This is a genomic window from Moraxella caprae DSM 19149 (genome assembly GCF_000426885.1).
GTDB classification, from domain to species: domain Bacteria; phylum Pseudomonadota; class Gammaproteobacteria; order Pseudomonadales; family Moraxellaceae; genus Moraxella; species Moraxella caprae.
On the sequence record NZ_AUGF01000028.1, the window covers coordinates 20,104 to 34,622 of the forward strand.

Consider the following 14,519-nt stretch of genomic DNA (forward strand, 5'->3'; position numbering starts at 1 on the left):
TCCAGTTTTAAGATTTTGCGTGTATTTTTGTGCAAAAAATGGCTAAATTTTGTGGCTCGAAGTCAAATCCCTTGTTGATATGATTATATCAACTGCGGGCTTTTCCTAGAAAAACGTGCGATTTTTCTCATTTTCTTGCAACAAAAACCAAGATTTGGCACGCCTTTGACAGGATATTTTTATGACCATCAAAAACCACACCTTTGAAACCGAAGTCAATCAGCTTCTGCACCTTGTAACGCACTCACTGTACTCAAATCCTGACATTTTTGTCCGTGAGCTGGTGTCTAACGCCTCTGACGCTTGTGACAAATTACGCTTTTTGGCAACCAGTGATGACAGTCTTTATGAAAATGATGGCGAACTTGCCATTAAAATTGAGATTGACAAAGATGCTAAGACCTTGACCATCAGTGATAATGGCATTGGCATGAATGAAGCGGACGTGATTGACAACCTAGGCACGATTGCCAAATCAGGCACCAAAGCCTTTTTGGACAAATTATCAGACGCTGACAAAAAAGACGGCAACCTTATCGGACAGTTTGGTGTGGGCTTTTACTCTGGCTTTATCGTGGCGGAAAAAATCACGGTAGAAACTCGTAAAGCTGGCGAGCCAAGTAGTGAGGGCGTACGCTGGGTATCGGACGGTACAGGTTCATTTACCACCGAAACCATTGACAAGCCTACCCGTGGCACTTCCATTACCTTGCACCTAAAAGATGAATTTGTGGAGCGTGAAGACGGCGAGTACAGCTACCTTGACCGCTACAAAATCAAGTCGCTCGTAAGCAAATATTCTGACCACATCAGTCTGCCCATTCAAATGCGTAAAGAAGTGTGGCAAGAAGATGCCGAGCAGGACGAAAACGCCCCTGTGCCAAATGGCGAGATGATTTTGACGGACGAGTGGGAAACCATTAACAAAGCATCCGCCCTATGGACACGCACGCCAAGCGAGATTGGCGATGATGAGTACAGCGAGTTTTATAAAACCGTAAGCTATGATTTTGATGAGCCACTGACTTGGACGCACAACCGAGTAGAAGGGCGTGTGCAGTACACTCAGCTTCTATATATCCCCAAAAAAGCCCCATTTGACCTATACGCCCGTGAACAGCAACGTGGGCTAAAACTCTATGTCAAGCGTGTGTTTATCATGGACGATGCCGAACAGCTTCTCCCCATGTACCTACGTTTTGTCAAGGGTGTGATTGACAGTGCTGATTTACCGCTCAATGTCAGCCGTGAGATTTTGCAAGAGTCTCGTGATGTCAAATCTATTCGTGAAGGCAACGCCCGCCGTGTGCTGACCCTATTGGCAAGCCTAGCTAGTAGCGAAGATGAAGCCAAACAAGCCAAATTTGCCGACTTTTACAAAGAGTTTGGCGATGTCATCAAAGAAGGCTTGGGCGAAGATAAAGCCAACCAAGAGCGTATCGCCAAACTGCTCCGCTATGCCACCAGCACAAATGACAGCGTTGAGACCAGTTTTGCCGACTACAAGGCACGCATGAAAGACGGTCAAAAGGCGATTTATTATCTGACTGCCGAAAACCTAGTCTCTGCTAAAAACAGCCCACAATTAGAGCTGTTTAATAAAAAAGGCATTGAAGTTATCCTGATGACTTCAAAAGTGGACGAATGGGCAATGAACTTCTTGACCGAACTTGACGGCACGCCCCTACAAAATATCGCCAAAGGGGCGGTGGATTTGGGTGATTTGACCGATGATGCTGAAAAAGAAGAAGTTAAAAAACAAGAAGAAGCCTTCAAACCTGTGGTAGAACGCCTAAAAGGGGTGCTTGGCGGACGAGCCAAAGACGTGCGAGTAACAAGCCGTTTGGTGGACTCTCCTGCTTGCCTTGTTGTGGGCGATGGCGAGCTGACCCCACAAATGGCTCAAATGCTAAAAGCCATGGGACAGCCTGTGCCTGACGTCAAGCCCACTCTGGAAATTAACCCCACGCACCCGCTGATTGCACGTTTAGAGAACAGTGGCGATTTTGACGACCTAGCCGAAGTTATCTTTGACCAAGCCTTGATAGCAGATGGCGGACAGCCTGATGACCCTGCGGGGTATTTAAAGCGGATTAACAAATTGCTTTTGAAGTAATCGCTTTAATGCTTGTTTATAAAATACCCTGTTCATTTTGAACCGCACCCCAAAAGTTAGACACTTTTGGGGTGTTTTTGTGGGTACAAAGTAAATACCTTTATATGGCAAAACTATGGTATAATGACTGTTCATCTTTTTAAGCAAGTTGTTGCTTAGGGCGTGCCTGCCTTTGGTATTTGCAATGAAAAACAAGATTTAGCCATTTTTCATGCAAAAACATCATTTTATCTTTACAATATTTCTAAATTTTAAAAGTGTTATAAGGGCAGGCGCGCCCTAACATATTAATAACATTGTGAAATGTTAAACTCCCCATACAGGAACACATCATGAATACCCTCCACACCACCGAATCATCCGTAGACACCCATACAGATACCGCCAAACCCCAAGGCGAAAAACTGCAAAAACTCCTAGCACGCATGGGCTTGGGTTCACGTCGTCAGTTAGAAGAAATCATCAAAACAGGACGAATCTCCATCAACAGCAAAACTGCAACGCTGGGCGACAGAGCCAGAGTGAGTGATGAGATTCGTATCGACGGGCGACTGGTACGTCTTAAAGCTGAACGTGAGAAACGTCGCCGTGTCATCGCCTACTATAAGCCCGAAGGCGAGATTTGCTCCATGTCCGACCCCGAGGGTCGCCCCACGGTGTTTGACCGTCTGCCCAAGCTGACAGGCGACAGATGGGTGATGGTCGGCAGGCTAGATATTAACTCATCAGGCCTGCTACTGTTTACCAATGATGGCGAGCTGGCTCATCGTCTCATGCACCCATCTAGCGAAGTGGTGCGTGAATACGCCGTGCGTGTGCTTGGCGAAGTTACCCCAGAGATTGCCCAAAATCTGACCCGTGGCGTTGAGTTGGAAGATGGCATGGCACGCTTTGATGACATCAAAGAAGGCGGTGGCATGGGCGTGAATAAATGGTATCACGTCACCATCAAAGAAGGTCGCAAGCGTGAAGTTCGCCGTATGTTTGAGTCCCAAGAGCTTAAAGTCTCACGCCTGATTCGCACCCGTTATAGCACCATGATATTGCCCAAAGAGCTAAAAACAGGACGATTTATTGAGCTTGACGCCAAAGCCATTGATGCCCTTGTCTCATCGGTAGGTCTGCGTTCTCGCCAAGGTACGGGACTAAATGCGTCCGCTAGGGAAAAACAAGCCCGCATCCATAAAAAACCCTTGCCTGCTCGTGAAGTTCGCCAAAAACGCACCCACAAAGGCAAAAGCGAGCGAAAAAGAGCCGATGACAGACAAAGCAGAAGCGAACGTAAAGGAGGGCAAGCCCCTGCGTTTGGCAAGGCGAAGTTTTATAAAGTGTAAATTATTATGCCTTTATCGCCAAACCGCCCGAATACTTTTTATGGCATTCGGGCGTTTTTTATGAGCGATAATTTACAAGGTTATCATCTGCAAGTCGTCAATCACGCTTCTTCCACCCAGCGTTTTTGGCTTTCTTTAATCACTTCTTTGGCGGTGGCAATATCAAAAAAGCCTTCTACTTTGGTGGTGCCAGCTTTTTTCAAATCCTTGTAGTGGTTGAAGTGAAATTCTAGCTGTTTGAGAAGCTGTGGTGGCAAATCATCAAGGCTGTTGTAGGCGTTGCCGTTATTGCGGTCATCGGCAGGCACGACGATGACTTTGTCGTCCACTTCGCCGTCATCAACAAACTTCATCACGCCAATCACTTTGGCTTTTAGGAAAATACCCGTGGTCAATGGCTGTTCGGTTAGGATAAGTGCGTCTAGCTCATCGCCGTCTTCGTCTAGCGTTTGGGGAATAAAGCCATAGTTGCAAGGTTTGGCAAAGGTGGTAGGCTCAACACGGTCAAGCTCAAAGCACGCCAATTTGCGGTTCCATTCGATTTTGTGGTTTGAGCCAGTAGGGATTTCCACGACCACATTAATCTCGCCTGCGTCCACGTCGCCTGCATCTAGGATTTTGTTAAAATCTACCATAAAATTCTCCGATGGGGGTTAAAAAAGGTGTGTCATTGTAATATTAAATCCGCCCAAGTGCAATCATCAATTTATGATGTTTTTGCATATTGCTTGTGGATAATGGCATATTATCAAGGCTTATCTGATGTATCAGGCAGGCAAATGGGGGTACTGATACAGCTTGGAGTGTCCACTTTTGTTTTGTCTAAGGCGGTCATGAGTTGTAAGGTTGCCCGCTCCCAATCTTCAATTTGACTTGGGTCATCAAGGTGGCGTTTGTCAAGATTGGCAGGATTTATGGGGTATTTATCGTCTCGCTCATCTGTTGGTGTGGCGATAAATACCAGAAAGGCTTGGGCTTTTTTGCCAAGTTCGCTGTCATGTTTGGCAAGTTTGACAAAGCTTGCTTCGTCTGTGAATGTCTCATCATTTTCATTGATGTAGGTGATAAATTTGGTTTTATCATCGTTTAGCCAACGTGTATTGTCTGAACCAAAAAATAACAAATATTCATAAAATAACGACAACCGTTTGGCATCATCAATAAATACACTCTGCGGATACATCTTTTGATAATCTTGCCAAAATAACGCCCGCTCGATAAGCTTATCCAATGAAATGCTAAGACCTGCATCGCACCATAGTGGCTCTTGGTTGTCGCTGGCAAGTCGCTCAATCATGACTGCTTGGTCTTTTGGCAAATGGGGCGTAAACAGCTTGGCAAATGCTTGATAATCATTGACAAAGTTAAATTCCCCTTCGCAGTAGTCTGCTATTTTTAGCTTATTTTGTTTGACTTGCTTGATGAAATATTGGGCTTTTGGGTGTAGTGTGGCGATGTCGGATTCGTTGTACTTTTTGTTATAATGAATGTCGTACATGACCTGATTTAACTGGTCAAATTCTGTATCATCAAGCAAAAATGTATCGCCTTGCCAAAAGGATAAAAAACGCTGATAAGCAAGCTGATACTGTGTCGCCCACTTGATTTGGGTGGTGTTGTCGGCAGTCGGTAGGCAGTGATTTAATAGTTTGTCTGCCTGATCAAAGTCATCTATTTGACTATTGATGTCAATAGCATTTAGTGTGTTGGTAATGGTTTGGCAATCAATCGCTTGGGGGTTGGTACTTTGGGCGACTGGCGTGGGTGATGTGGGGGTAACGTCCACAAAGGTCTGTTCGGCTTGGTGTGGCTTGGTGTTTGGGGCAGGTAGGCTGTTGGGTTTGTTGTCGCAAGCGGTCAAGGACAATAGGGTGATTGCGATAATTGTTAATGGGTATTTCATGTTTATTTGCTTGGTATTGGCTCATTTATGGCTCTTAGGGCGATTTGTCCGCTGTGTCTTTTTTGAATATTACTGATAAATTTATGAATAAATTCGTGCGTTTGGCTCTCATCAAATTTGCCAAATTGCGACAGCTTCACCATTGCCATGCCTGCATAGCCACAAGGGTTAATGGCGTTAAAGGCGGTCAAATCATTGACAAGGTTAATGGCAATGCCGTGATAGCTATGCCCTTGTTTGATTTTAAAGCCTAGACTTGCAATTTTGCCAAGCATATCGCCATCTGTGTTATAAATATACACCCCAGGGGCATCACGGCGAGCCTTAGCGGTCAAATCGGGCGGTAGGTATTCGCCAACCACGTCTTCTATGGCTTGTTCGGCGTGGCTGACTAGATCTCGCACGCCCATGCCAAGGCGGTGCAAATCCCACAGCCAGTACACCACAAGTTGTCCCACACCATGCCACGTTACCTGTCCGCCACGGTCGGTTTTGATGATTGGGGTGTCGGTTTTGTAGAGAATATGCTCTTCTTTGCCTGCTTGTCCAAGCGTATAGACGTCTTGGTGTTCCACAATCCACAGCTCATCAGGGTAGGTTTTTTCAGCCTTTTTGTCATCAATACGACTCAAAATACGAGCGAGCATACTGTCATGCGTGGCGTTATATTCGGCATGGGGGTGGGTGGTGGTGCGTAAGTCGTCCCATTGTAAGGGGGTAAGGTCTAGGTGGGGTAGGTTTAGGGTCATGGCTTTTAAATGGTCAAAATAAGGGCTATTTTACGCCATTTTATTAAAAATAAAAACCATTTTAACCATTTTAACCCCCAAAAAAAGAACCCCCATGTTTGATAAATCAATCCTATCCGTCTATTTTGTCGCAGGCACACAAGACTGCACGCACCGAGGCGAACCCACACCCCAACAGCGATTGCTTGCGGTGTTGGAGAGTGCCTTGCAAGCAGGAATTACTTGCTATCAATTTCGTGAAAAAGGCGACAACGCCCTAACTTACCCTGATGAGATTAAAAAACTCGCCCTAGATTGCCAAGCGTTGTGCCGTCAATATGGCGTGCCGTTTGTGATTAACAATGATGTTCATCTGTGCCTTGACATTGGAGCGGACGGCGTTCATGTGGGGCAGACGGACATGGATATTTTTGACGTGGCAAGGCTCTGCCGTGGACGTGCGTTTGTGGGTTTGTCGCACAGCTCGCTTGATGAGATAAGGGTCAGCGTGGGGCATGATTTGGCGGATTATTTGGCGATTGGGGCGGTGTTTGACACGACCAACGCAAGCCTTGTGCGTGCCAATGGGGCGGACGGTGTGGCGTGTGTGTCGGTGATTGCCCGTACGGACGATATGGGGGCGGTAGTAGGGGTGTTAAAGAGGGAATGATCAATCGTATGGCGTTTGTCATTGCAAATTGGGGCGTATTGCTTTATGACAAAATATCAATCTTAACTTGAAATTAACTTATTGATTTATTTAATATTTTAAATCGTAGGGGTGAATTACATTCGCCCAAAACGACAATATTTCACAGGGTAAATATAATTTACTCCTACAAATTAATCCAAAAATATGGTTAATTAAAATCACCAAAATCAATTGTATAACAAAATAAATCCCGCCAATTTCCCCCATTCTCCCAAAAATTTGCTATCATACCCCAAACTTCTTTTTGGAAAAACCATGACCCACACGCCAATCATCACGTCATTACTGGATAATGACTTATACAAATTTACCATGCTCCAAGCCATGCTTCATCAGTTTCCCCAAACGCATGGCGTGTACCGCTTTCGCTGTCGTAACAACGACAAATTGGCGTTTCCCTTGGGCGAGATTAAGGACGATTTGGAGCATCAGCTTGACCTGCTTTGTACTCTAAAATTTAAGCAAGATGAGCTAGATTATCTGCGAAATTTGCGGTTTATTAAGCCTGATTTTGTGGATTATTTAGAATTATTTGCCTTAAAACGCCGATTTATCAAGGTCTGGACGGACGATGAAAATCGCCTAAATATTGAGATTGAAGGGGCGATGATTCAGGCGATGTTTTTTGAAATTTTTGTGTTATCCATTGTCAATCAGCTTTATTACGAACGCCTAGCCGACCCCAACGCCTTAACAGACGGGCAAAAACGCCTTGATGAAAAGGTGCAAATTTTAAAACATTATGAAATGCTAGAACGCTCAGACGTGCACAATCCTGCCTTTGCCGTGGCGGATTTTGGTACACGTCGTCGTTATAGCCGAGATTGGCATTATCATGTGGTGCGGACGCTTGCCAAGGCATCGCCCAGTATTTTTCGGGGGACGAGCAACGTCTATCTTGCCAAAGAGCTGGGTTTGACGCCGATTGGCACTATGGCTCATGAGTTTATGCAGGCCTTTCAAGCCCTAGATGTACGCCTAAGAGATAGCCAAAAGGCGGCGTTGGAGGCGTGGGTGCGTGAATATCGGGGTGATTTGGGCATTGCCTTGACGGACGTTGTGGGTATGGATGCATTTTTAAGAGATTTTGATTTGTACTTTGCCAAGCTCTTTGACGGACTTCGCCACGATTCAGGTGACCCGTACGAGTGGGGCGATAAGGCGATTGCCCATTATGAGAAGCTACGCATTGACCCCAAAACCAAAAGTCTGACGTTTAGCGACGGCTTGACGCTCCAAAAGGCGTGGGATTTGCATGAATATTTTAAAACCCGTATCAAAACAGGCTTTGGTATTGGCACCAATCTCACCAACGACATGGGACTCACCCAGCTTAATATCGTGCTAAAACTTGTGGAATGTAACGGGCAACCTGTCGCCAAACTCTCCGATAGCCCCGGTAAGACGATGATTGATGATGATACGTATTTGGCGTATTTAAAGCAGGTGTTTGAAGTAAAAGAGTAATAAAAAAGGGGTGTTATGCTCCTTTTGTTTTTAAAATATAAATGGTTGGGGTTGATGTTTGCCACTCCCTTTTTATCACACCACCGCCCCAAGTTTACAGGATTATGCTATACTAACGCACTATCAATGAGTGTGTACGGCACGCCAATCATTTTAGCATTAAAATCAATAGGAAAATCATGACTACCCTAGACCTCAACTGGCAATCCGATGCCCTAGACCCGACTTTGGGATTTTTTGAAGAGACTTTGGCAATCCGTGGCGGTTATCATCGCACGGACGAGGGCGAGCATGGCGAGGCGATTTTTACAACCAGTAGCTATGTTTACAAGTCCGCAAAAGACGCTGCCGACCATTTTGACGGCACAAAAAAAGGCAATGTCTATTCACGCCACACCAACCCCACCGTGCGAGCCTTTGAAAGACGGCTTGCCCTGCTAGAAGGGGGCGAACGCTGTGTCGCTACCGCAAGTGGCATGGGGGCGATTTTGACCATGTGTTTGGCGTATCTAAAAGCAGGCGACCACCTACTTTGTGCTAAGCAGTTGTTCGGTTCATCGGTTGCACTGTTTGATACCTACTTTCGCTCATTTGGTGTGGAGGTGAGCTATGTGGACTGCTTTGATAATGACGCATGGCAAAACGCCATACAGGACAACACCAAGATTCTGTACTGCGAAAGTCCGTCCAATCCGCTGGCTCAAATTGCCGATTTGCGATTTTTGGCAAATCTTGCCCATGATAATGGGGCGATGCTTATCGTGGATAACTGCTTTGCCACCCCTGCCATTCAAAAGCCGTTGGAGCTTGGGGCGGACGTGGTGATTCATTCGGCGTCCAAGTATATTGACGGGCAAGGGCGTGTGCTTGGCGGGGCGCTCGTTGGCTCAAACGAGCTTATGGAAAAAGCCTTTACTGTCATTCGCACAGGGGGTATTAGCCTGTCGCCCTTTAATGCGTGGGTGCTGTTAAAGGGGCTTGAAACCCTATCAATCCGCATGAAAGCCCATTGCGACAATGCCAATCGGGTTGCCGAATTTTTATCAAGCCACCCCAATGTTCAAAAAGTGCATTTTTCAGGATTGCCCACGCACCCAAGTCACGAGCTTGCCAAATCCCAGCATACGCACCTAGACGTACAAGGCGGAGCATTTGGGGCGATTATCGGCTTTGAAGTGGCGGACAAGGACAAGGCGTGGCACGTCATTGACAGTACACAAGTCATCAGCATTACCAATAACTTAGGCGATGCCAAATCCACCATTACCCACCCTGCCAGCACCACCCATTTTCGCATGACCCCCGAGCAACGAGTACAAGCAGGTGTGAATGACGGTCTCATTCGCTTATCGGTCGGACTTGAAAATGTCAATGACATCATCAATGATTTAAAGCGTGGGCTTGATGAGTTATAAAAAACATGGGTCAGCCACGCCTTTTGCCAAAATTGCAACAAAATATTACAAACTAGCCATGTTTGCTTAGGGCAGGGCTGTTATCTTATGCTAAATTTATTTTTTAAAGTTAATTTATGAAAAAAATTCTTAAAGTGGTTGCTGTCGGTGGGCTGATGATGACCCTATGGCACAAAAAAGGGCAGGGCAAATCGCAGAGCGATACCACCACGCCCATCAGTCATGCTCGCCGTAGCCGTGGATGGCTTCCTGTTATTGGTTCGGCGCTGTTGGTGGGGACAGCGGTCATGACTGCCCCTGCATACGCCATGAGCGAATCGGCAGTACAAAGTTTTGCCAATAGTCTAAATACCGCCGCCAATGCCCAAAATATCGGCATGGTCTCACGGCTTATCGATGATAATGCCGTCATCAGCTTGACCCGCAAAGGCAATACCACCACCCTTGATAAAAATGGATATTTACAACTACTCCAAAAGTCATGGGCAGGGGCGAGCGATTATCGTTATAGTATTAATGCGACAGATGTGGTCGTCATGGGCAATCAAGCCCGAGCCAATGTCATCACCACAGAGAGTTGGACAAAAGATGGTCGTCGCACGACATTTAGAACGCATTCTAAGGCAACTTTGTCCTATATCGACGGTAATGCCATGCTACTTAGAGCGGTGTCTCAAGTTACTGTGGAGTAGATTATACGGTTTTTTAAAATGACATGTTTTTGAAAATAAAAAAGAGGTGTGGCAATGCCATGCCTTTTCATTAACATATTTGGGTTTGATTGATGGGGCTTGATATATTATAATACGGGCATACTTCACATCATTAATAGGATTTTATCATGGCGTTTTTTAACATAGGCTCTAAAGCGGGCATGGCAGGTCTTAAACCCTTGACCATCGCTGTCTCATCGACATTATTGTTTGCTTGTGCCAGTACCAATAACACCAACGTAAACACAGGTAGTGCACCCATTGTCAGCACGCCAAATGCCCCTGCCGATGTCTATGCAGGTGTGCTTGACCAAGCAACCTTAGATGAGTTAGAAGACCTACTTCAAGCCACGGACATGACCATGGTAGAAGGCGATGCCTTGACCGTGCAGCGTTATGGCGATCTGTGGGACAGAGTGCGTCGTGGCTATCGCATGAGCGAGATAAATAATGGACGCATTGAAGCCCAAAAATCATGGTTTTATAGCCGTCAAGACTACATCAATCGCCTAACCGCCCGTACATCCCGTTACTTACATCATACCGTAACCGAAGCGGAGCGTCGTGGCATTCCAACCGAACTTGCCCTACTGCCCATCATTGAAAGCTCCTACGACCCATCAGCAACATCCAATGCGGCGGCGGCAGGTTTGTGGCAGTTTATCCCTAGCACTGGGCGTATTTATGGTCTCAACCAAAGCACCACTTATGATGGTCGTCGTGACATCATCGAATCGACCCGAGCGGCGTATGACTTTTTAACCAGTTTGTATAACCAGTTCGGTTCGTGGGAGCTTGCTTTGGCGGCTTATAATGCAGGACCAGGGCGTATTCAAAGAGCCATTGATGCTAACCGCAATGCAGGTCTGCCAACCGATTATTGGTCGCTACGCCTACCCACTGAGACGATGAACTACGTGCCACGCTTTATGGCGGTTGCTCAAATTGTCAAAAATCCCCAAAGCTATGGCGTGTACCTGCCTGCCATCGCCAACCACAGCCATTTTAGAGCCGTGCCTGCCAACTTCGGTGTCAGCCTGTATGATGTGTCAAATGTGACAGGCGTGCCAGTGGATGAGTTAAGACTGCTTAACCCATCGCTTATTAATTATAGCGTGGATGCCAGTGGGCCGGGACGTGTGATTATCCCTAATAGCGTGCCAAGCAGTGCTGATACAAAGCTAAAAGCCCTGCAAGGCATGGGCTATGGTGCTTCCACCTACGTGGCAAGTAGCTACGTACAGCCGAATATGGGTGTGCAGAATCCTAGCTCACGTCAAGAGTTGGCTTCTGCCAATGCCCTACCAGCCACGGGTGCAGGCGTGACTGTGAATAACAGCATCATCCAAGAGCCACCACTTACCCAAGAAGAGCGTGACTTTATTGCCGCTCAGATTCAAGCCAATAGTGCAGAGAACATTCAGCCGATTGCCCGTGATGGTAACATCGAACTAAATGCCATCCAAACCCAGCAATCTGTATTAGAAGCTCGTGGCGAGACAAAAAGCCTAAGCTATAACGCCCCAGCAGGTGCAGGCACATCTGCGGTAGCACCACCAAATAACACATACATCCCACCTGTCTCAACAGCCTCCACCACAACCGCCAAGGCGGAGCGTTATAAAGTCGTGGCGGGTGATACATTGACAGGAATTGCGGCAGCTCACGGGCTAAGTGTCAGCCAGTTGGCAAGCTATAATGGCATTCCTGCGAACACGCAAGTGAAGACAGGACAACGCCTATGGCTTATCCCTGGTAAAGTCAGCACGGTTGCCAAAGATACTGCCAAGCCGACAGTGAAAACCAGTACGCACACCGTCCAGTCAGGTGAGAGCCTTACTTCTGTGGCAAGAAAATACAACATGAGCGTGCAGGACTTAGCAGTACTCAATGGCTTATCAGTCGCCGATGGAATTTTGATTAATCAAAAGCTAAAAGTATCAGGTACGCCAGTCAAATCAAGCGGCAGCACAAGCTCATCAAGTGGCAACACCAGTTCATCAAACAGTGTCAATACCAGTACTTATAAAGTCCAGTCGGGCGATACACTGACTGCCATCGCCAAAAAACTGGGCGTGAGTAATGCCGACATCGCTGCGTTAAACAGCTTTAATGCCAACTCGCCACTTATCGCGGGGCAGACGATAAAAGTACCTGCCACCAATGCCCAAGTGGAACGCAAGCTAAACAACCAATCGGTGAAATACACCGTCCAATCAGGCGACAGCCTAACATCGGTGGCAAATAAATACGGCATTAGCGTTGATGAGCTTGCCACTGCCAATAACTTATCAAGAACAGCAGGACTCATTCGTGGCAGAACCATTACCATCCCTGCGGCAGGTACAGTAAAGGTTGCTCGTCAGACAACTAAGAATGATGATAAAGCCAGTCGCAATGACAACTCCGACAACACCGCTCGTGGCAACGTCATCAAATCTACCGAAAATTATACGGTAAAAGCAGGCGAGAGTTTAAATGCCCTTGCCAGTAGATATGGTGTGTCAGCACGGGATTTGGCAGCGACCAATAAACTGCCTGCCAATGCCCAGCTACAACGGGGGCAGACCATTAAAGTGCCAAAATTGACTGATACTTATAAAGTCAAGTCGGGTGACAGTCTTAACTCTGTGGCGAAAAAATTTGGCATCAGTGTGGCAGAGCTTGCCAAGATGAATAATCTCAGCAATGACGCACAGCTAAAAATCAATCAAACCTTGACAGTGCCAAATAAATAACCAGTCCAAACAAAACCCCATCTTAAAATTAAGATGGGGTTTTATGTTACCAAAGGAGTTACAGCTAACAAAATTAGGGTGTGCCTGCCTTTTGTATTTGCAATGAAAAATGAGAAAAATCACACGTTTTTGACGAAGAAAAACATCCGACCACTTAATCTGCTAAATCTTAAGATTTTAACTTAATTTTAAAAATTAAGTGGTCGGATAGCCATTTTTCATGCAAAAACATTATTTTATTTGTAAAATATTTGGCATTGTAAATAGTGTTATAAAGGTTCAGCACGCCCTAAGTTTTACGACAAAAATCATTCACCCTGAGCTTGTAGAAAGGTTAGTTTCCGTTATGGTTTGGCAGACTTGCCATGAACAGAGAACGTAGCATTTTTTCATGTTGCAGAGTGTATATTGTAACAAATTGAGCTGATGACGGCAATCAAGATTTGGCTTTTTTAAGGGTAGGTTTCGGGTCGCTCAAACCCAACGCCCCACCTGCAATCGCCCACAGATACAGACTTGCCACCGAGTTGTACGGGGCAAATCGTCTTTGGTACTTGGCAAAGAGTTTTGGTGTGATTTCACGATGACGATACAGCATTCTAAGCCCACGCACAATCGCCAAATCATGCTGACTTAACACATCCATACGATTTAGACTAAAAATCATCAGCATTTGTGCCGTCCATTCGCCCACACCTTTAAAGGCAACAAGCACCTGTTTTATCTCGTCATCGCTCATCGTGTGCAGGCTATCCAAATCCAGCTGATTGTCCAAAATATCGCACGCAATGCCCTGAATATAACCCACCTTACGATACGATATACCAACCCCTTGCAAGTCATCAGGCGATAAGTTGGCAATGGCAGTCGGTGTGATGTCAGTTAAGTTCATTAAGCGTTGCCACACGGTGTGAGCGGCGGAGCTAGAAATCTGCTGACCGATGATAGCCCGTATCAGCTCGCTAAAAATATCGGGATTGACAGGGCGGTTAATGTGTCCGATTTTGTCAATCGCCATTGCCATTTTGGGGCAACGACTGGCTAAATAATCGGTATGGGAGTTGTCGTATTGGAAAGTTTGCATGGAGTTTCTTTTTAAATCATTGGCATTGTTAAACTAAAATACATAATTCAAAGTTCCATTCCACTTAGCAAACAGTAAGTTCAAAGTGTTTTCTATCATTTTCTCGGATTTAGAGTAACATTTTGATTTTCTTCTAAATCTTGCTGTGAAATGCCTAATGAGACTATTATAGCCCTCTATGGTAAAAGTTTGAGCTTTGCTTGTCATATGTTTTGATTTTGGAATGACTTCAAGGTAAGATTTCCAGTAGTCACTACAAAACAGTTGAATGTTATGGATATTCAATTGATTGTAAAGTTGTTTAAAGGT

General features: G+C 45.8%; 12 protein-coding genes. 7 read left to right on the forward strand and 5 right to left on the reverse strand.

Annotated elements, in window-relative coordinates:
* The first annotated feature begins 181 nt into the window (after positions 1-181).
* The gene (gene htpG / locus K941_RS0108280; protein ID WP_029103250.1) at positions 182-2,116 is read left to right on the forward strand and encodes a molecular chaperone HtpG; all 1,935 of its coding nucleotides are present in this window, start codon (positions 182-184) and stop codon (positions 2,114-2,116) included.
* A gap of 425 nt (positions 2,117-2,541) precedes the next feature.
* A complete protein-coding gene (rluB, locus tag K941_RS15280; RefSeq protein WP_407662296.1) occupies positions 2,542-3,450 on the forward strand; it encodes a 23S rRNA pseudouridine(2605) synthase RluB in 909 nt (302 codons plus the stop codon).
* Positions 3,451-3,551: 101 nt separating this feature from the next.
* Here rluB and K941_RS0108290 read toward each other — a convergent pair whose 3' ends face one another.
* The 3 genes from K941_RS0108290 to lipB all read right to left on the reverse strand — a co-directional run bounded on the left by K941_RS0108290 (position 3,552) and on the right by lipB (position 6,102).
* Positions 3,552-4,085 carry an inorganic diphosphatase gene (locus tag K941_RS0108290; protein WP_029103251.1) on the reverse strand — a complete coding sequence of 178 codons (534 nt, stop codon included), beginning with the start codon at positions 4,083-4,085 and terminating at the stop codon, positions 3,552-3,554.
* A 113-nt stretch (positions 4,086-4,198) separates the two neighbouring features.
* On the reverse strand, positions 4,199-5,353 hold the full coding sequence (locus K941_RS0108295) for a hypothetical protein (protein ID WP_029103252.1): 1,155 nt from the start codon (positions 5,351-5,353) through the stop codon (positions 4,199-4,201).
* Positions 5,354-5,355: 2 nt separating this feature from the next.
* Complete coding sequence (gene lipB / locus K941_RS0108300; protein WP_029103253.1) at positions 5,356-6,102, reverse strand: lipoyl(octanoyl) transferase LipB; 747 nt, start codon at positions 6,100-6,102, stop codon at positions 5,356-5,358.
* A 94-nt stretch (positions 6,103-6,196) separates the two neighbouring features.
* On the opposite strand from lipB, the gene K941_RS0108305 reads away from it, so the two are divergent.
* From K941_RS0108305 to K941_RS0108330, 5 genes are all read left to right on the forward strand, one after another.
* Positions 6,197-6,751, forward strand: a complete 555-nt coding sequence (locus K941_RS0108305; protein WP_029103254.1) for a thiamine phosphate synthase — start codon at positions 6,197-6,199, stop codon at positions 6,749-6,751.
* Positions 6,752-7,048: 297 nt separating this feature from the next.
* Positions 7,049-8,260: a nicotinate phosphoribosyltransferase gene (gene pncB / locus K941_RS0108310; protein WP_029103255.1), complete on the forward strand. Its 1,212-nt coding sequence runs from the start codon at positions 7,049-7,051 to the stop codon at positions 8,258-8,260.
* A 179-nt stretch (positions 8,261-8,439) separates the two neighbouring features.
* Positions 8,440-9,675 (forward strand): O-succinylhomoserine sulfhydrylase, encoded by a 1,236-nt coding sequence (locus tag K941_RS0108315; RefSeq protein ID WP_029103256.1) that lies wholly within the window; start codon positions 8,440-8,442, stop codon positions 9,673-9,675.
* A gap of 116 nt (positions 9,676-9,791) precedes the next feature.
* Positions 9,792-10,367, forward strand: a complete 576-nt coding sequence (locus K941_RS0108325; RefSeq protein WP_115341057.1) for a nuclear transport factor 2 family protein — start codon at positions 9,792-9,794, stop codon at positions 10,365-10,367.
* Between the two features lie 149 nt (positions 10,368-10,516).
* Positions 10,517-13,126 carry a LysM peptidoglycan-binding domain-containing protein gene (locus tag K941_RS0108330; protein WP_051225972.1) on the forward strand — a complete coding sequence of 870 codons (2,610 nt, stop codon included), beginning with the start codon at positions 10,517-10,519 and terminating at the stop codon, positions 13,124-13,126.
* A 436-nt stretch (positions 13,127-13,562) separates the two neighbouring features.
* Here K941_RS0108330 and K941_RS0108335 read toward each other — a convergent pair whose 3' ends face one another.
* Both K941_RS0108335 and K941_RS16845 read right to left on the reverse strand, forming a co-directional pair.
* Positions 13,563-14,210, reverse strand: a complete 648-nt coding sequence (locus K941_RS0108335) for a DNA-3-methyladenine glycosylase family protein (RefSeq protein WP_029103259.1) — start codon at positions 14,208-14,210, stop codon at positions 13,563-13,565.
* Between the two features lie 33 nt (positions 14,211-14,243).
* Positions 14,244-14,519: IS1 family transposase (locus tag K941_RS16845; protein WP_029103260.1), on the reverse strand; the 276-nt coding region annotated here is incomplete at its 5' end.